Annotated in this window: 18 protein-coding genes; 10 read left to right on the forward strand and 8 right to left on the reverse strand. The window is 63.0% G+C overall.

Going from position 1 to position 16,559, the window contains the following annotated elements; all coding sequences use genetic code 11:
• Positions 1 to 133: 133 nt before the first annotated feature.
• Positions 134 to 328, forward strand: coding sequence for a helix-turn-helix transcriptional regulator (locus ACVOLQ_RS10495; RefSeq protein WP_481527958.1), 195 nt, complete (start codon positions 134 to 136; stop codon positions 326 to 328).
• A 240-nt stretch (positions 329 to 568) separates the two neighbouring features.
• Here ACVOLQ_RS10495 and ACVOLQ_RS10500 read toward each other — a convergent pair whose 3' ends face one another.
• Positions 569 to 1,888 (reverse strand): ArnT family glycosyltransferase, encoded by a 1,320-nt coding sequence (locus ACVOLQ_RS10500; protein WP_481527959.1) that lies wholly within the window; start codon positions 1,886 to 1,888, stop codon positions 569 to 571.
• A 420-nt stretch (positions 1,889 to 2,308) separates the two neighbouring features.
• On the opposite strand from ACVOLQ_RS10500, the gene ACVOLQ_RS10505 reads away from it, so the two are divergent.
• The 6 genes from ACVOLQ_RS10505 (at position 2,309) to ACVOLQ_RS10530 (ending at position 8,551) form a co-directional block, all read left to right on the forward strand.
• A complete protein-coding gene (locus tag ACVOLQ_RS10505) occupies positions 2,309 to 2,596 on the forward strand; it encodes a hypothetical protein (RefSeq protein ID WP_481527960.1) in 288 nt (95 codons plus the stop codon).
• Between the two features lie 200 nt (positions 2,597 to 2,796).
• On the forward strand, positions 2,797 to 3,792 hold the full coding sequence (locus ACVOLQ_RS10510) for a C13 family peptidase (protein ID WP_481527961.1): 996 nt from the start codon (positions 2,797 to 2,799) through the stop codon (positions 3,790 to 3,792).
• Between the two features lie 87 nt (positions 3,793 to 3,879).
• Positions 3,880 to 5,256, forward strand: coding sequence for an ATP-dependent RNA helicase DbpA (gene dbpA / locus ACVOLQ_RS10515; protein ID WP_313169821.1), 1,377 nt, complete (start codon positions 3,880 to 3,882; stop codon positions 5,254 to 5,256).
• A gap of 36 nt (positions 5,257 to 5,292) precedes the next feature.
• Positions 5,293 to 6,384 carry a sensor histidine kinase gene (locus ACVOLQ_RS10520; RefSeq protein ID WP_481527962.1) on the forward strand — a complete coding sequence of 364 codons (1,092 nt, stop codon included), beginning with the start codon at positions 5,293 to 5,295 and terminating at the stop codon, positions 6,382 to 6,384.
• Entirely contained in the window at positions 6,381 to 7,100 is a 720-nt protein-coding gene (locus ACVOLQ_RS10525; RefSeq protein ID WP_481527963.1) for a LytR/AlgR family response regulator transcription factor, read from the forward strand. Before ACVOLQ_RS10520 ends, ACVOLQ_RS10525 begins: the two co-directional genes overlap by 4 nt.
• 113 nt (positions 7,101 to 7,213) lie before the next feature.
• Positions 7,214 to 8,551 carry an acyl-CoA thioesterase/bile acid-CoA:amino acid N-acyltransferase family protein gene (locus tag ACVOLQ_RS10530; RefSeq protein ID WP_481527964.1) on the forward strand — a complete coding sequence of 446 codons (1,338 nt, stop codon included), beginning with the start codon at positions 7,214 to 7,216 and terminating at the stop codon, positions 8,549 to 8,551.
• Between the two features lie 7 nt (positions 8,552 to 8,558).
• Here ACVOLQ_RS10530 and ACVOLQ_RS10535 read toward each other — a convergent pair whose 3' ends face one another.
• The 6 genes from ACVOLQ_RS10535 to ACVOLQ_RS10560 form a co-directional block, all read right to left on the reverse strand.
• Positions 8,559 to 8,903, reverse strand: a complete 345-nt coding sequence (locus ACVOLQ_RS10535; protein ID WP_481527965.1) for a hypothetical protein — start codon at positions 8,901 to 8,903, stop codon at positions 8,559 to 8,561.
• Positions 8,903 to 9,685 (reverse strand): thioesterase family protein, encoded by a 783-nt coding sequence (locus tag ACVOLQ_RS10540; RefSeq protein WP_481527966.1) that lies wholly within the window; start codon positions 9,683 to 9,685, stop codon positions 8,903 to 8,905. Before ACVOLQ_RS10540 ends, ACVOLQ_RS10535 begins: the two co-directional genes overlap by 1 nt.
• 34 nt (positions 9,686 to 9,719) lie before the next feature.
• On the reverse strand, positions 9,720 to 10,262 hold the full coding sequence (locus ACVOLQ_RS10545) for an adenine phosphoribosyltransferase (protein ID WP_481527967.1): 543 nt from the start codon (positions 10,260 to 10,262) through the stop codon (positions 9,720 to 9,722).
• Between the two features lie 15 nt (positions 10,263 to 10,277).
• Positions 10,278 to 11,840, reverse strand: coding sequence for a protein adenylyltransferase SelO (locus tag ACVOLQ_RS10550; RefSeq protein ID WP_481527968.1), 1,563 nt, complete (start codon positions 11,838 to 11,840; stop codon positions 10,278 to 10,280).
• A 51-nt stretch (positions 11,841 to 11,891) separates the two neighbouring features.
• On the reverse strand, positions 11,892 to 12,584 hold the full coding sequence (locus tag ACVOLQ_RS10555) for a glutathione S-transferase family protein (RefSeq protein WP_481527995.1): 693 nt from the start codon (positions 12,582 to 12,584) through the stop codon (positions 11,892 to 11,894).
• Between the two features lie 165 nt (positions 12,585 to 12,749).
• Positions 12,750 to 12,959 carry a cold-shock protein gene (locus ACVOLQ_RS10560; protein ID WP_054659637.1) on the reverse strand — a complete coding sequence of 70 codons (210 nt, stop codon included), beginning with the start codon at positions 12,957 to 12,959 and terminating at the stop codon, positions 12,750 to 12,752.
• A 309-nt stretch (positions 12,960 to 13,268) separates the two neighbouring features.
• On the opposite strand from ACVOLQ_RS10560, the gene ACVOLQ_RS10565 reads away from it, so the two are divergent.
• Positions 13,269 to 13,742, forward strand: coding sequence for a YaiI/YqxD family protein (locus ACVOLQ_RS10565; RefSeq protein ID WP_313169808.1), 474 nt, complete (start codon positions 13,269 to 13,271; stop codon positions 13,740 to 13,742).
• Positions 13,743 to 13,745: 3 nt separating this feature from the next.
• On the opposite strand, the gene ACVOLQ_RS10570 is transcribed toward ACVOLQ_RS10565, so the two are convergent.
• The gene (locus ACVOLQ_RS10570) at positions 13,746 to 14,615 is read right to left on the reverse strand and encodes a pseudouridine synthase (protein ID WP_481527969.1); all 870 of its coding nucleotides are present in this window, start codon (positions 14,613 to 14,615) and stop codon (positions 13,746 to 13,748) included.
• Between the two features lie 63 nt (positions 14,616 to 14,678).
• On the opposite strand from ACVOLQ_RS10570, the gene ACVOLQ_RS10575 reads away from it, so the two are divergent.
• Both ACVOLQ_RS10575 and ACVOLQ_RS10580 read left to right on the forward strand, forming a co-directional pair.
• Positions 14,679 to 15,227, forward strand: coding sequence for a YaeQ family protein (locus ACVOLQ_RS10575; protein WP_481527970.1), 549 nt, complete (start codon positions 14,679 to 14,681; stop codon positions 15,225 to 15,227).
• A gap of 6 nt (positions 15,228 to 15,233) precedes the next feature.
• Positions 15,234 to 16,424, forward strand: coding sequence for a BaiN/RdsA family NAD(P)/FAD-dependent oxidoreductase (locus ACVOLQ_RS10580; RefSeq protein ID WP_481527971.1), 1,191 nt, complete (start codon positions 15,234 to 15,236; stop codon positions 16,422 to 16,424).
• Positions 16,425 to 16,559: the final 135 nt, after the last annotated feature.

Consider the following 16,559-nt stretch of genomic DNA (forward strand, 5'->3'; position numbering starts at 1 on the left):
CTCTTCTTCTAACTGTCTGTCCGGGAGCCGATTTCCGCAATAGGACGAAGGGCCAGCTCGAGCGGAACGGGATCACAAAAACCAGAACCAACCGAATCAAGAGCGCCCGAGCGGCGCTGGAAGGAGAAATTCCATGAGCGACCTGCAGCTGCTGCGCCGCGACGAAGTCATGAAGAAGGTCGGCATTGGCAAGTCGACCCTGTACAAGCTGATCCGGGAGGGTGGATTTCCCCAACCGGTCCGCGTTGGCGCATCGTCAACCTGGGTGGAGTCCGAGGTTGATGCATGGATTACCGCCCGGGTTCAGTTGCGAAACGAGGCCGCATGAAGCTGGGGGTACTGCTGGGGGTATGAGGTAGCTGGCCTGCACCTTTTTACCTTTCCGGCCAATGCCTTACCGACTGTTTACCGTAGAGCCCACCTCCACCATTAGATGGACCGTCAAGGTCCCGATCAGGCCGGAAACCCAATAGCAGCACGGGTTTCCGGCCTTTTTTGTTTCTGCGTCCGCACCACTCTTAGCGCTTCAGCCCATGCAACAACTGGGTGCAGCCGCTGCCGTTTGCATTCAAGCCATTACGTCAGCGCCCACAGAATTACGGTTCAACGACGTCCATGCCTCACGCGGAGAAAACAGGATCATGATGACAAAAACCTGAGCCGGAAGCATAGGCATCAGGTAGCGGCCTTGTCCCTCAAAAAGCAGAACACCCGCAATAATCCCAAACATGACAGCTAGCGCACAAAGCCATGACAGCAGAAGCCTATCGCGCGGACGAAATAACAGACCAACAACACACCCCAACACCGATAAGAGTGCTAACACCAAATCAAGCGCATAAGTGATTTGCATTAGCGCGTTTGGCAGTCCTGCGTCCTGACGAAAAGGCCACATCATCAAACTGTCAATGTCATACGTAATTTTTAGCCGCATCCAAGCCAATTCAACGAAATCGAGTGGATTGCTGACAATCCATTTTTTTCCAACATCACTTGCAACCTTGTCCGCCTGGGGCGTCCACATCCGGAATTTCAGCCCCTCATCATCGCCTGCGAAAAAGTCTGGCCCCATCCCGGCGTGTCTTTCAAAGGCCATCAAATTTTCATCACTCAACGGCACTTGGGATAGCGGCATCCAGGCCCCACTGCCATTGTTCTCATTATTATTGACCATCAGCACGTAACCACTGTTCGCACTGACCGGCACAAAGACATCAAACGTCAGAAAATTTCTGATCATCCATGGAGCAACCACAAGAAGCGGAACGATCATCAGCATGATCGCCCCTCGACAGAACCGTGACCTCAGCATCGGCAACAACAAAATTACCCCACCGACGAACATTGGTACCACCAATAGCTGCGGACGGTTCAAGATCGCAAATCCAGATATAAACCCTAGTAACGGCCAGCGCAGGGAACTCCGCAACATCGCAACCGCCAACAAGCTTGTGCATAGGAAAACGGATAGCGTTTCCGTGCCAAGAACAACAACGTAAGCAACCATCGCAGGATGAACAGCGATAATAAGCAAGGAAACAACCTGCATCCATGCTGGAAAGCGGGCCCGCGCTACCAGCCACGCCCAGGAGAGCAACGTAAACACAGAGAGAAGAAGATTTAGCACCTTCCCACTCATGACGTTGGCCTCTGAGATAAAGAACCAACCTCCTAGCAGCAAAGGATAAAGAGGCGGCTGTGCGACATAAGGAGTCTCGGACAGCGTTATACCGCGCCCAGCAGCCAAATTCTCGGCAACTTCGTAGTACCGTCTGAAATCAAGCTCAGGAGAGAGATCGACGACGAAAACGCAATAGATGCGCAGGGCTACCCCTAGAATAATCGTTAAAAATAACAACCAGAAAGTGAGATCGAATCGGCGCATCATGTTGGGCGTAGCTTAGGTTCAAGGTGAATGATACCGCAGCGCCTGATACAGGCATCCACTCATTATTCGCCTGAACATTTCTTCAAGAGCGCTGCCTGCCTATCGTCATGCCAACAATGATGCCGAAAACAGGGGACTACTACCCAAGTTGCGCCCACCAGACAGCAAGGCATCGCACAGAGGTCATGCGTTACCGCACCGAATCTCCTCCTGGCACTGAAACTGGAATCACACCATCAAGAGGTCTTTCGCTTCGCCCCCGTCGCTTGGAGCGGGGCTTAACGCAAAGGCGCCTAGTCCGCCATGTTCGAATGTCAGATAAATCCTAGTCTCTATAAGGTGTAACCCTCATTGAAGTAAGGGCATCCCCGACAGCACCATTGCAAGCTATTGGCTGGCAGCCATCACAGCGGGTGCTGTATGGACTACGAGAAGTTGCGGGATAGCTTCGATGTTCTTGCGCAGCAGGTCGTGCAGGACGCGGCATCGCTTGGCGAATATGAGCGCAAGCAGAAGCTGTTGGAAATGCATCAGCTTGTCGACAGGATCGTGCAGGTGGTGCCCGATGATGAAGCGCAGGCCAGCATCCTGTGCAGGCTGGAGGACCTGGTCTACCGCGCAAGCAGCGCCATCAATGCTGCCGAGCAGCTTGAGAACCTCAGGAAAAAGTCCGCCTTGGCCTATGGCTGGTCGCTGCCTACCGACTGATGGGCCGGCCCAGCTCGATTCCGGGAATGCCGCTTGTTGGCGGCTTGATTGGGCGCCGTGCGCCTCCGGGGATCCTTTCGAGCCACGCATTCCAAGCTCAACTCCGGCACCATAGCCTTCGGTGCCGCCCACGGGCGCGCACTGGATGCAGCACGGTCAGCTCGACCGTGCTGCCATACCCACCGTCATGGATTACGGCAATGGCAGCCCAACGCGGTCCCCAGCACTCCCCTCCCCGGCTGATCAACGCCGTTGCCAAGCTGTTGTTGGCAGCCTGTGCGGCCTGGCCTGCGTTCGCTGGCGCGGCCAAAGCACCTGAGCGGCAGGCCACCACACCCAAACTTGAAGGCAGTCAGCTCACGATGCTGGACGCCGCATTGGCAGGCCTGCCAGCCCAGCGCCCCGGCGTCACCGATATCTACGTCCTCGGCGTGGCCGGTGATGCGGATGAAGATGTGTTCCCCAATGAGGTGGCCTACCTGCGTGAGCTGTCGGCCAAGCGCTGGGGTGCCGAAGGCCGCATGATCAGCCTGGTCAACCAGCCTGCCCTGGGACTCGGCGGCCCGCCGCAGGTTCTGGCTACCGCCGACAGCATCGGCCATGCCCTGAACGGACTGGGGCGGACGCTGGACCCGAATGAAGATGTGCTGTTCCTCTACCTGACCAGCCACGGCCTGCATGACAACAGCGTCTACCTGCACACCGGTCGCGACCAGGAAGACTATCTGGCACCGGCACAGCTCGCGCGGATGCTGGATGAGGCGCATATCGGCAATGCGGTGATCGTGGTCTCGGCCTGTTTCTCGGGCGCCTTCGTGCCCGCCTTGATATCACCGCAGCGCATGGTGATCACCGCCGCGCGCAAGGACCGCCCTTCCTTTGGCTGCGGCAATACCGATAGCGCCACCTGGTTTGGTCGCGCCTTCCTGATCGAGGCCTTGAACGCCACCAATGACTTTGCCCGGGCCTACACCCTGGCCGCAGGCAACGTACGCCGTCGTGAAAAGGAACAAGGCGAGCGCCCCTCCGAACCGCAGTTCCAGAACGGCAGGACAGTAGCGGCCGTGCTCGAACAATGGCGCGCGGGCTTGCCGGAGACACCTGCCGTACCCTATCCCTTCGTTCACCAGCGGCCAGCCGGGGCCAAGACCCTCACCCCCAAAAGCAAGCCGGTCGCCAACAATCGCAAGGGCTGAAACCGGCCCTTGCAGGCTGGATGAAGGAGACGGAGCCACCCATTCAGAATGGCAAGCGCCGCCGCCCGGCTTCTGCGAAAATACGGCATGACTGACTTCTCTTCCCTGCCGCTGTCGCCGGCACTCGCTCCTGGCATCGACGCGCTGGGCTATACCTCGATGACGCCGGTACAGGCGCTGGCCCTGCCGCCGATCCTGGAAGGTCGTGATGTGATCGCGCAGGCTCCGACCGGGAGCGGCAAGACCGCCGCCTTCGGCCTGGGCCTGCTCAACCGGCTCGACCTGTCCGTCAGCCGCACCCAGGCCCTGGTGCTGTGCCCTACCCGCGAACTGGCCGACCAGGTCGGCAAGCAGCTGCGCAAGCTGGCCACCGGCATCCCCAACCTGAAGCTGCTGATCCTCACCGGCGGCATGCCGCTGGGACCGCAGTTGGCCTCACTGGAAGCGCATGATCCGCAGGTTGTGGTCGGCACCCCCGGCCGCGTGCAGGAACTGGCGCGCAAGCGCGCCCTCAACCTGGGCCAGGTACGCACGTTTGTACTGGACGAAGCCGACCGCATGCTCGACATGGGCTTCGAGGAGCCGATCCGCGAAATCGCCGGTCGCACCCACAAGGACCGCCAGAGCCTGCTGTTCTCGGCCACCTTCCCGGAAGCGATCCGCGAACTGGCCCGCGCCCTGCTCAAGGAACCGGCCGAAGTCACTGTCGATGGCCAGGCCGAAGCCCCGGCCATCCAGCAGCTGTTCTTCGAAACCGAGCCGGCCCACCGCCAGAAGGCACTGGGCGGCTTGCTGCTGAAGTACACGCCGGAATCGGCGGTGGTGTTCTGCAACACCCGCAAGGACGTCGACGAAGTAGCCAACTCGCTGCGCCAGTTCGGCTTCTCGGCGTTGGCCTTGCATGGCGACATGGAACAGCGCGACCGCGACGAAGTATTGATGCAGTTCTCCAACCGCAGCTGCAACGTGCTGGTCGCCAGTGACGTGGCCGCACGCGGCCTGGACGTGGAAGACCTGGCTGCCGTGGTCAACTACGAGCTGCCGACCGATATCGACACCTACCAGCACCGCGTTGGCCGTACCGGTCGTGCCGGCCGCAATGGCCTGGCATTGAGCCTGGTTGCCGGCCGTGAACGCAGCCGCGCTGATGCGCTGGAAACACAGCAGGGCAAGCCGCTGAACTGGCAGAAGACCCCACTGGCAACCGCGCGTCCGGCAGAGCTGCCGCAGGCGGCCATGACCACCCTGCGCATCGATGGCGGCAAAACCGACAAGCTGCGCGCAGGCGACATCCTCGGCGCACTGACCGGCGATGCCGGGCTGTCGGCCAAGGCGATTGGCAAGATCGATATCTTCCCCACCCGCTCCTACGTGGCCATTGCCCGTGAGCAGGTTGGCAAGGCTTTGGCACGATTGGAAGCCGGCAAGATCAAGGGCAAGCGTTTCCGCGTCCGCAAGATGTAAGCAGGCGCCGGCCCAGCCCGGCGCTTGAACACGGATATGTCTTCCCTGCCCGACACCAGCTCTTCCAGCATTGCGGGTGATACGCACGCCACGGCATTCCCGTGGCGTGCAGCATGTGCAGGTTGGCTGCTGCTGACCTTGGTCACCTTGCCAGCGGTGCAACTGACCGGACCCGCAGCCGGTAGTCTGGCTCCTGTCGAGCTGATGCGTTCCCTGCTGTTCCTGCTTGGCATCCACAGCCTGTGGCTGCTGGCGACACCGTGGTTATGGCAGCTGTGCGCGCGCTGGCCGCTAGGCATGGGTAGCGACGTCAAAGCGGCGGGCAAGCTGCTGGCCGCCGGCATCTGCATCATTCCTGCGCTGTCGCTGATTGGCTGGCTGTTTGGGTACTGCCTCTCGCAACTGGCGCTGCCACGCACGCTGCCCGACAACTGGCTGCATGCGGTTATCGCCACCAGCCTGTTCGCGCTCCCAACCTATGTTGCTGTCATCGGCATCGGCCAAGCGTTGACCTATATCCGACGCTATCGCCGCCGTGGCGAGCTGCTGGCGCAGGCGCGCGAGCAAGCCTTGCGAGCACGCCTGAATCACCATTTCCTGTTCAACGCGCTCAATGCAATCGGCGCACTGGGTTACCGCGATGCCGAGCGCGCCGACGCTGCCTTGGCGCAGCTGGGTGAGTTGTTGCGCAACCTGCTTCAGAACGAACCCTTCGTCGCCCTGCGCGAGGAAGTGGCGCAGGCGATGACCTTCATCGAACTGCAGCGACTGTTGCAGCAACAGCCGGTGCAGGTGCAACTGCAGGCCAGCGCCGATGCATGGGATGCGCGCGTACCCAGCCTGCTGTTGCAGCCATTGATCGAGAACGCCGTGCGCTTCGCCAGCTGCTCAGACACGAACGACGCCACGATCAGCCTGCAGTTCGAATCGCGCGATGATCTGCTTCACCTGCAGATCCGCAACCCGCTTGGCGACGCGGCCGCCGGCATGGGGATTGGCCTGCAAGCCAGCTGCGAACGCCTGCAGGCGATCTACGGCGAGCGTGCCACGCTGCGCGCGCAACGTGACGGCGCGCACTACCAGGTCAGCATCCAGCTACCAATGGCCAGCAGCGAGCCGGCCGCATGATCCGCACATTACTGATCGACGACATCGCACTGGCCCGCGAAAAGCTGCGCCACCTGCTGGCCGCGCATGCCGATATCCAGATAGTCGGCGAGGCGTCCAGCATTGCCCAGGCCCGTTTGCTGCTGGCTGCCGAATCGCTCGAGCTGTTGTTGCTGGACATCCAGCTGCCCGATGAAGACGGCCTGCAGCTCGCGCGCAGCCTGCCCGCACCCGCACCCGCACCCGCACCAGCGATCATCTTCACCACCGCCCATGCCGAACATGCATTGGCCTCCTACGAACTGGGCGCGGTCGACTATCTGCCCAAGCCACTGGATGCCAACCGTCTTGCCGTCGCACTGGACCGGCTGCGCAGACATCTGGCACGCGAGACCATCAACCCGCTGGCACCGCTATGCATCCGCAATGGCGGCCGCAGCGACTACGTGTCACCCACCAACATCGACTACATCGACAGCGCCGGCCACTATGCCTGCGTGCATGTCGGCAAGCAGGTGCACCTGTTGCGCGAGAGCATTGGCCGGCTCGCCGAGCAGTTGGCGCCGGCCGGCTTCGTGCAGGTACAGCGCGCGGTAATCGTCAATTGCGCACGGGTGCGCTGTCTGCTGCCACGCCGCAATGGCGATGCGACGCTGGAACTACTGGATGGCACCCAGCTGCCGCTGAGCCGGCTGCACCGCGACGCGTTCGAAGCGAAGATGGGCAAGACCGGCTGAGGCGCACGGCTCATGCCAAGCCCGGCACGGCCTGCGCCATTGCTGGCATCCAGTTGTTCCGTTGCACTTCCAGCAGCGGCAACATCGCGGGCCGCTCCTCGTTCACAACACCCATGCTCAAGCATCTCCTGCTTCCGCTGCTGCTCGGCTGCAGCTCCCTGGCCTTTGCTGCCGAACTGCGCGTACATCCCGTGGACGGTCCAGCCGATCAACCGGTGCAGATCAGCGTTGCCGGGCTACTGCCAAGCCAAGCGGTGAAACTGCAGCTTTCCATGCAGGACAGCAAGGGTAGCCGCTGGCTGGCGCACGCCAACTACCGTGCCGATCACAACGGCATCGCCGATACCGCCACGGCTGGCGCCGAGGCCGGCAGCTACGCAGGTGTCGATGCGATGGGGCTGTTCTGGTCGATGCGGCCTGAAGCCGGTAAAGGCAAACCCATGCCACTGCCGATGCGCAGCGAACCCGACGGCCTGCGCTATGCACCCGCAACGATGCAACTGGAGGCCTTCGTCGATGGCGAACGGATTGGACAACAGACCTTGCGGCGGCGGATCAATGCGGCCGACGTGGTTGCAACGCCGTTGCAGCTGCATGGCGTGGTGGGAAATCTCTATCACCCTGCAGGCGCCTTGGACGATGGCCGTCGACATCCTGTCGTGATCACCCTGGGCGGCGCCGAAGGCGGCATCGATAGCGCGAATCTGTATGCCGCCTGGTTGGCGTCCAACGGTTTCGTCGCAGTGGCTGTTGCCTATTACCGGATGCCCGGACTGCCCAAGGATCTGATCCGCGTCCCCATCGACCCGGTCAGCAGCACGGTCGACTGGCTGCGCGCCCAGCCCTTTGCCGGCAAGGTCGGGGTGATGGGGGGCTCCTGGGGTGGCATCGTGGCGATGGCGGCCGCGGCGCATGATCCGCGTCTGCAGGCAGCGGTGTCGTGGGTAGGCAGCCCTGCGCCATTCCGCGGCATCCGCCGTGATGTGCCGCCGGCCGATTTCCGCGCCGTCGATGAGCCCGCTTTGAGCGTTGGTGGCCGCGACCTGCCATTCCTGCCCTATGTGGAACAGCTCAACTGGAATCAGCCCGGTGCGCACGCAGCGGCATTGGAGCAGGCAATGCTGCCGATCGAACGCATCAACGGGCCGCTCTTGTTGGTCGCAGGCGGCGACGACCAGCTCGGCGCTTCCGGCGAGATGGCGGCATTGGCGATACAACGCCTGAAGCGCCGCAGCGCGCCGCAAGCGGACGCCCTGCTGTATTACTCCGACGCCGGCCATCTGATCACGCCCTTCCTGCAGCCCACCACCTTCCGCAGCGACACCGGCCCTTACATCCCGGTGGGCGGCACGGCCGAAGGCTATGCCCGCGCGGACCGCGAAAGCGGCCCGGCAGTGTTGGCATTCCTGCGGCAAGCGCTGACCGAAGGGGACATCCGGCTGACCCGCTGAACCTTTATCACGCAGCGCGAGCGCGCAGCATCACCCGGAATGCCGCGGCAACAACCGCTACGCTGGCTGCGACAAACAGCGCCAGCGCAGTGGCCTCGCCGACGCCACGATGGATCAGCAGCAGGTACACGCCGATGCAGCTTGCCTGTGCAAACAATGGCCAGGCAATACGGCGGAAACCGCCACGGAACACGCGCCAAGCCAACACCGCGCTCAGCAGCCAGCCGCAGGCGAACGCCAGCGGGTCCAGCGCCGGCGAGAATTCATAGACATTGCAGATCACGAACCACGCGCTCCAGCCCAGCATCGCCAGCAGCAGCGCCAGTCCACCCAACACCCGCAAGGCGCGCATCAGGCAAACACCGCCACGCTCTGGCGGCCGCGCATCACCACCCGGCCCTGCTCATCCCATGCCTGCATGTCCTGCGACGAATAGCCGTCACCCGCATGCTGGCTGAAGGAACGCAGCAGGAACCATTCGCCCTGCGGCGAAGGATCGAGCAGCTCAACGTTCCAGGTGATCGAGCTGATCGGCGCAGCAGCGCGGAAACTGGTGAATGCCGCCGGCGGCATCGCATCGCCCATCGCGATCAGAGCTACCGCGGGATCTACTCCACCGGCGTCGCGATGGCGGATCCAGGTCAGCAGCTCGGGAATCTCCGCAGCTGACACCGGCATCGCACCACCGGCAGGGCGCATCTGGAAGTTGCGGGTAAAGGCCGGCGCGAACGGCATCGCCGCCATGTCGAAATCACGGTATGCGGCAGGCCCCTGGGCCGGAAGCTCACCACTGAAATCATGCGCAACCGCACTTTCGCGGGCGCGGCCGAACACCAATGACAAGCGCGCCGCCAAGGCATCGTCGGAGAACACATCCACGCCGACATTCACCACCGACTTGCCCTCGCGCAGTACCGCCGGCACGAAACGCAGCAGGCCGGCTGCAGGCCCGATGAAGGTCACCTGCATCGCGCGCAACGGCGGTAACGCACCTGCGTGGCCTTGCATCGCCGCGGCCACCGCCAGCGCACTGAGCACGCCGCCGTAGGCGGTGCGACCCTGGCGCCAACTGTCAGGGAGCAGCAGCCCTTGTGCACTATCGAAGGAAGACAGCAGCTCACTCAACGTCGGCATTCGGGACTCCGCGGACTGGGGTGGGATCAGGTACTCAGTAAACCAGTGTTGCAGCCAGTGGCAAACCATCAGGCCAGCGCTCACGGCCACCGAGACCATCCAGCTCCACCAATACCGCGCCACCAACAACCTGCGCCTCAAGCTGCGCAGCCAACTGCAAGGCGGCAAGCAAGGTGCCACCAGTGGCCAGCACGTCATCGACAAGCAGCACGCGCGCGCCAGGCGGGGTTGCGCCGACGCTGACTTCGATGCGATCGGTGCCGTATTCCAGCGCGTATTCCTGCTTCAACGTTGCGCCCGGCAGCTTGCCCGGCTTGCGCACTGGCACGAAGCCCACGCCCAGCTCCAGGGCCAACGCGGTACCGAGAATGAAGCCGCGTGCCTCCACGCCCAGCACCGCATGCAAGCCGGCGTCACGCCACGGCTCGGCCATGGCCTGGACGGCGGCGCGGAAGCAGGCGCCGTCACCCAGCAGCGGGATGATGTCCTTGAACAGGATGCCGGGCTTGGGGAAGTCGGCGATGTCGCGGATCGGGCGCGACCATTCGGGGTAGGCAGAGGTGGTCATATCAGTCATTCAAGAAGAAAGTGCTCAGGAGCTGCACGACAGCATCGAGCAGCCGGCGCGGTCACGCGCCCATTCCGGGCGCTTGCCGGCAAATGCCTCACGCCCAGGTTGTTCGTCGTAAGGATGCCGCATCACGTCCAGCAAGTCCGTGATTCCGGCCAGATCGCCTTGTTCGGCACGGTCGATGGCCTGCTGCGCCAACCAGTTGCGCAGCACATATTTGGGATTCGCCGCCTGCATGGCATCAAGGCGCTGTTGCGGCGACTGCCCTGCGCCCTGGACCCGCGCGGCGTAGCGCTGCAGCCAGTCAGTCAGTGCCGGCAGCACCTGCTCGCGGGCAGCCGGCGAGTAGAAGGCCTGCTCCAGCGGGTCAATCTCCGGCGCGTCGATATCAATGGACGCCAAGGCGCGGAACGCCAACGTCATATCCATCTCACCGTCCTGCAGCAACTGCTGGAACTGCGTCATCAGCTCGCCATCGCCGTCCCGGTACTCGCCCAGGCCAAGCTTCGCCACCAGGTGTGCACGCTCCTCCGCCTCGTAGCGCTGGCGGAAACCATCCAATCCAGCCTGCAACGGTGCAACCTCGGCAAACAAAGGCGACAACGCCTGCGCCAATCGCACCAGATTCCAGTACGCCACCTGCATCTGCGTGCCAAAGCGGTAGCGGCGGCCCTGCGCGTCGGTGGTGTTCGGCGTCCAGTCCGGATCGTAGTTCTCGACCCAGCCGTAAGGACCGTAATCCAGAGTCAAACCCAGAATGGACATGTTGTCGGTATTCATCACGCCGTGCACGAAGCCGACCCGCATCCACTGCGCCACCATCACCGCGGTGCGCGTGCAGACCTGTGCAAACCAGTCGGCGTACAGCGCCTCGCCACTGCCCTGTAACTCAGGGAAATCACGGGCGATGCAGAACTCGACCAGTTGCCGCAGCAGCGTGACATCGCCACGCGCCGACGGCAGCTCGAATGTGCCGAAGCGGATGAACGACGGCGCGACCCGGCACACCACGGCGCCGGGCTCGGCCTGCGGATGGCCGTCGTAGAACATGTCACGTACCACCGTATCGCCGGTGCCGACCAAGCTCAGCGCACGGGTGGTGGGCACACCGAGATGATGCATGGCTTCGGAGCACAGAAACTCGCGCAGTGACGAACGCAGCACCGCTCGGCCATCGGCGCCGCGCGAATACGGAGTCGGGCCAGCACCTTTGAGCTGCAGTTCCCAGCGTTTTCCGCCGGCCAGCAATTCGCCCAAGGAGATGGCGCGGCCATCGCCGAGCTGCCCAGCCCAATGGCCGAACTGATGGCCGCCGTAATTGGCCGCCCACGGCTGCATGCCGGTGAACAAGGCATTGCCGCCGAAGACCTCGGCAAATTCAGGGCTGGCAACGACGGTTGTGTCAAAGCCAAGCAGCTCCGCGACTTCGGCCGAGTACGCCAGCAGGTGTGCCGCAGCCACCGGCGTCGGCATTACCGCCGACCAGGCAGCACCCAGCACCTCACGGCGCCGTGCGCCGGTTTCGGGGTCGCCGGGCAGCTCACGCTGGAAGCGGTTGTCAAACTGTGGGTGCGTGTCGTTCATCATCTGAAAGTGGGGGCTGGCAGGCCCTGCCGCAAGCTCGGACCGCCTTGCTCAGCGAGTGCCGCCAATAAGATCCAGCGCCCCGCCGCGCTGCTCGGCGCGCCGATAGGCAGGCCGTTCTTTGATGCGCGCGAGGAACGCCTGCAGTTTCGGGTAGTCGCCCATGGGTCCGGCGCGGACCGCCGCCGCCTGGACCGGAAAACTCATCTGGATATCCGCCGCACTGAAGCGTTCGCCGGCAAACCAGGTGGACTGTGCCAGGGCCCGCTCCATCCAGTCCAGGTGCAGACGCAGCTGCGGACTGATGAAGCTCTTCATCACCTTGTCGACGATGCCGTGGGCGATTGGCTTGGCGAAAAAAGGCATCGGTGCCTTGCGGACTTTCGCAAATACCAGGCTCATCACCAGCGGTGGCATCGCAGAGCCTTCGGCATAGTGCATCCAGTAGTGGTATTGCAGACGCTCTGGCGCCTCCACTGGCAGGGGCTGCGGCGACAGGCGGCGCTGCAGGTCATAACGGTCGGCCAGGTACTCGAGGATGGCCCCGGATTCGGCCAGGATCAGCGTCCCGTCCTGCAGTACCGGCGACTTGCCGAGCGGATGCACCTTGCGCAGCTCCGGCGGTGCCAGCCAGGTCTTGGGGTCACGCTTGTAACTGACCACGTCGTAGGCCAGGCCCAGCTCTTCCAGCATCCACAGCACGCGTTGCGAACGTGATTGTTCCAGATGGTGCACGGTGATCATCGCTGGCTCCAGCGTCATTCAATCGGTATCAAGATCTGATCCTAGCCAACAGTCCCGCAACGCAGCGTCAGTGCGAGGCGATGCCCGACGCGAAAACACAAACAAAAACGCCGGAAGCTTTCGCTTCCGGCGTTCCAAGCAACCTTACGGTAGCAAGGGGGTCGATTAGACCGCCTGCACCTGGTCAGCCTGCATACCCTTCTGGCCCTGCACGGCGACGAAAGTCACCTTCTGGCCTTCCTGCAGCGACTTGAAGCCGTTGCCCTGGATGGCGCGGAAATGCACGAACAGGTCCGGGCCGCTTTCCGGGGTGATGAAGCCGAAGCCCTTGGCGTCGTTGAACCACTTGACAGTGCCGGTCTGACGATCAGACATGTACTAACTCCTGAAACATAAGTTGAAATAATCGCAGCCACCGGAGATCGGGGCCGAGACTGAGTTGCAGGCGTTGGTAAAGCGGATCGATGAGCCGATCAAGAAGATCAACTGCATCAGGCCACGATTCACGGTGACCCTTGCAAGCACAGTGGGATGGACAATACGCCGCTTTGTTCCAAAAAGCGATATTTGCCGTATTCAGAAACCCAATTTGATTCAGTTCGTCGATTAAGTGGCTGAAATTAGTCAATTTTCTGACGATAGCCAGCCAACAGCAAAGTCGGCAAATCCAATAGACTGCGCGGCATGAGCCATGAAGACGCCGTTTCCGCCACCCGAATCTGGGTGGACGCCGATGCCTGCCCCGTAGTGATCAAGGAAATCCTGTTCCGGGCCGCCGAACGGGCCAGGATCGAAACCATCCTGGTTGCCAATCAATGGCTGCGCACCCCGCCTTCGCGCTTCATCCGCGCCATGCAGGTGGCGGGCGGGCCAGATGTCGCCGACGATGCCATCGCCGAACGGGTCAACGCCGGTGATCTGGTCGTCACCCAGGACATTCCGCTGGCCGCACGCGTCCTGGAGAAGCGTGCCGTCGCCCTGAATCCGCGCGGTGAACTTTACACCACCAACACCATTGCCGAGCGCCTATCGGTCCGCAACTTCATGGAAGAACTGCGCGCTGCCGGCGTACAGACCGGCGGTCCGGCAACCCTGCATGCACGTGATCGCCAGGCCTTTGCCGCGCAACTGGATCGCTGGCTGGCACAGCGCGGTTGAAACTCACCCCAACTCACGCGCACTGCGGAACTCCCGCCGCTGGCCGCTGAGGGGGTCGACGAAAGCCAGACGGCGCGCCAACAGTTGCAGTGGATGGCGATAGTCGTCCGCGGCGCGCTCCAGCACCTGCGGGTAATACTCGTCGCCGATGATCGGTGCGCCCAGTGCAGCCATATGCACGCGCAGCTGATGTTTACGCCCACTGACCGGTTCCAGCCCATAGCGCCACACCTCGCCGCGCCGCGCGATGACATCGATCCGGCTCAGCGCATTGGCCTGGCCTGGCTGCTCGGCCATGCGGAAGAAGGGTTCGCCACGGGCGATACGGCTGCTCCGCTGCAACGGGAACACGTGCCCGTGCAGCGCCGGCGCCAAGGCCTCGTAGCCCTTGTCGATGCGACGTTCGGCAAACAAGCGCTGATAGCTGCCGCGTGTCCCGGGATTGCAGGAGAACAACACCAGACCCGCGGTGCCACGATCAATCCGGTGCAGCGGCACCAGATCGCGATTGCCGGTACGCGCAACCAGCCGCGCCAGCAGCGTCTGGCGTACAAACCGGCCGGCTGGGGTGACCGCCAGGAAATGCGGTTTGTCGGCCACCAGCAGATCATCATCCTGATGGAGGATCTGCTCGGCGAACGGCACTTCGGGTTCGTCGGCGACCTCACGGAAGTACTGGATCTCCTGCCCTGCCCGCCACGGCTGGGTCGGCAGCAGCGGCTGGCCGTCGCTGCCCAGCACCCTTCCCCGCGCGAACCGGTCCAGCCAAAGTGCTGGTGGTATCGCCGGAAACCGCGCGCACAGCCCGTCCAACAGGCTGGTCCATGGGCCTGGCGCGAGTTGCAGACGGCTGGGCAGTTCAGGCTCGAACACGTTGGGGCGGGTCGGTTGCGGGGACAGGCATTATGATGGGCGGTCTTTGTACCCGGTATTCCCATGGCCCTCACCGCCACCATCCGCAAGGCCGAGCTGCAGATCAGCGACATGGACCGCGGCTACTACGCGACCCATAACCTGACCCTGGCCCAACATCCCTCTGAAACCGACGAGCGCCTGATGGTGCGCCTGCTCGCTTTCGCCCTCAATGCAGAGGATAGGCTGGAGTTCGGCAAGGGCCTGAGCAGCGAGGACGAGCCGGACCTGTGGCAGTTGGACTACACCGGCGACATCGAGCAGTGGATCGACCTGGGCCACCCGGACGAATCGCGCGTGCGCAAGGCCTGCAACCGCAGCCGCCGCGTACAGATCGTCAACTACGGCGGCAATGCCTCCGATATCTGGTGGCAGAAACAGGGCAAGCACCTGGCCCGCTTCAACAATCTGTCGGTCGTCGACCTGCCTGCCGCGTTCGTCGAACGCTGGGGCGAGCAGGTGCAGCGGGCGATGCGCTGGAGTGTGTTGATCCAGGATGGCGAAGTGCAGCTGCTCAATGATCACACCCAGCTGGATGTGATCCCGGTCTGGCGCAAGCGCCCGGCGGAGTAAGCAGTAGTGGCTGACAAGGCAATCCGCTGCGACGTACTGGTTATCGGCGCTGGCGCCGCGGGGCTGATGTGTGCGCTCACCGCCGGCCAGCGCGGCCGCATCGTGCAGGTGATCGATCATGCCAACAAGGTTGGCAAGAAGATCCTCATGTCCGGCGGCGGCCGCTGCAATTTCACCAATACCGGCACCACCGCCGCCAACTTCATTTCCACCAACCCGCATTTCTGCAAATCGGCATTGGCGCGTTATACGCCAGGCGATTTCATCGAGATGGTCGAACGCCACGGCATCGCCTATCACGAGAAGGAGCTGGGTCAGTTGTTCTGCGACATCTCCTCCAAGCAGATCGTGAAGATGCTGCTGGACGAATGTTCCGATGCCGGTGTGCAGATCCGCACCGACTGCGGTGTGCAGCAGATCGAGCGTGGCGCCGACGGCTTCCACGTGCGCACCGCCCAGGGGCAATTCCACAGTGCCTCGGTGGTGATCGCCACCGGCGGGCTGTCGATCCCGAGCATGGGTGCCAGCGGCTTCGGCTACGAGGTGGCACGCAATTTCGGCCACGAACTGCTGCCAACGCGTGCCGGGCTGGTGCCGCTGACCCTGAGCGGCACCCACCAGGAGCGCTTCGCCGAGCTCAGTGGCGTTGCGCTGCCGGTGGAGGCGCGCTGCAACGGCAAGAGCTTCAGCAACTCCATGCTGATCACCCATCGCGGCGTCAGCGGCCCGGCGATCCTGCAAATCTCCTCGTACTGGCAGCCGGGCAATGACCTGCGGCTCGACCTGCTGCCCGATCACGATGCCGCTGAATGGCTGCGGCAGATGAAACGCGAGCGCGGCGCCTCCGAGCTGCGCACCGTGCTGTCCGAGGTGATGCCGCGCCGACTGGCATTGCACCTGTGCGAGCAATGGCTCAAGGACAAGCCCATGCGCCAGTTCGACGAACCGGAACTCAAGGCCGCCGCCAGCCTGTTGTCGGACTTCCCGTTGGTCGCCAGCGGCACCGAAGGCTATCGCACCGCCGAAGTCACCCTGGGCGGGGTGGATACCCGCAAGGTGTCTTCAGCGACGATGGAATCGCAGCTGGTGCCGGGCCTGCACTTCGTCGGCGAGGTTCTGGACGTGACCGGCTGGCTGGGCGGCTACAACTTCCAATGGGCGTGGGCCTCGGGACGCGCAGCGGGGATGGCGGCGTAGGCGGCCGCAGTGCGGCAGGGCATCCGCCGGGCCACACCTTGCGCCCTGCGGATGTACATCCGGGCCCGCACCGATAACGTCCTGACGCCCGCGTTGCGACTACACTCATGGGAGTACGTCACAGGCAAACGACCT

Source organism: Stenotrophomonas sp. STEN031, assembly GCF_056759975.1.

Excerpts from the sequence above, each read along its gene's own strand:
- ACVOLQ_RS10550 (WP_481527968.1), bottom strand. The coding sequence starts at position 11,840 with ATGAACGACACGCACCCACAGTTTGACAACCGCTTCCAGCGTGAGCTG.
- ACVOLQ_RS10540 (WP_481527966.1), bottom strand. The coding sequence starts at position 9,685 with ATGCCGACGTTGAGTGAGCTGCTGTCTTCCTTCGATAGTGCACAAGGG.
- ACVOLQ_RS10575 (WP_481527970.1), top strand. The coding sequence starts at position 14,679 with ATGGCCCTCACCGCCACCATCCGCAAGGCCGAGCTGCAGATCAGCGAC.
- ACVOLQ_RS10500 (WP_481527959.1), bottom strand. The coding sequence starts at position 1,888 with ATGATGCGCCGATTCGATCTCACTTTCTGGTTGTTATTTTTAACGATT.
- ACVOLQ_RS10510 (WP_481527961.1), top strand. The coding sequence starts at position 2,797 with ATGGCAGCCCAACGCGGTCCCCAGCACTCCCCTCCCCGGCTGATCAAC.
- ACVOLQ_RS10530 (WP_481527964.1), top strand. The coding sequence starts at position 7,214 with ATGCTCAAGCATCTCCTGCTTCCGCTGCTGCTCGGCTGCAGCTCCCTG.
- ACVOLQ_RS10525 (WP_481527963.1), top strand. The coding sequence starts at position 6,381 with ATGATCCGCACATTACTGATCGACGACATCGCACTGGCCCGCGAAAAG.
- ACVOLQ_RS10520 (WP_481527962.1), top strand. The coding sequence starts at position 5,293 with ATGTCTTCCCTGCCCGACACCAGCTCTTCCAGCATTGCGGGTGATACG.
- dbpA (WP_313169821.1), top strand. The coding sequence starts at position 3,880 with ATGACTGACTTCTCTTCCCTGCCGCTGTCGCCGGCACTCGCTCCTGGC.
- ACVOLQ_RS10545 (WP_481527967.1), bottom strand. The coding sequence starts at position 10,262 with ATGACTGATATGACCACCTCTGCCTACCCCGAATGGTCGCGCCCGATC.
- ACVOLQ_RS10505 (WP_481527960.1), top strand. The coding sequence starts at position 2,309 with ATGGACTACGAGAAGTTGCGGGATAGCTTCGATGTTCTTGCGCAGCAG.
- ACVOLQ_RS10560 (WP_054659637.1), bottom strand. The coding sequence starts at position 12,959 with ATGTCTGATCGTCAGACCGGCACTGTCAAGTGGTTCAACGACGCCAAG.
- ACVOLQ_RS10535 (WP_481527965.1), bottom strand. The coding sequence starts at position 8,903 with ATGCGCGCCTTGCGGGTGTTGGGTGGACTGGCGCTGCTGCTGGCGATG.
- ACVOLQ_RS10555 (WP_481527995.1), bottom strand. The coding sequence starts at position 12,584 with ATGATCACCGTGCACCATCTGGAACAATCACGTTCGCAACGCGTGCTG.
- ACVOLQ_RS10495 (WP_481527958.1), top strand. The coding sequence starts at position 134 with ATGAGCGACCTGCAGCTGCTGCGCCGCGACGAAGTCATGAAGAAGGTC.
- ACVOLQ_RS10565 (WP_313169808.1), top strand. The coding sequence starts at position 13,269 with ATGAGCCATGAAGACGCCGTTTCCGCCACCCGAATCTGGGTGGACGCC.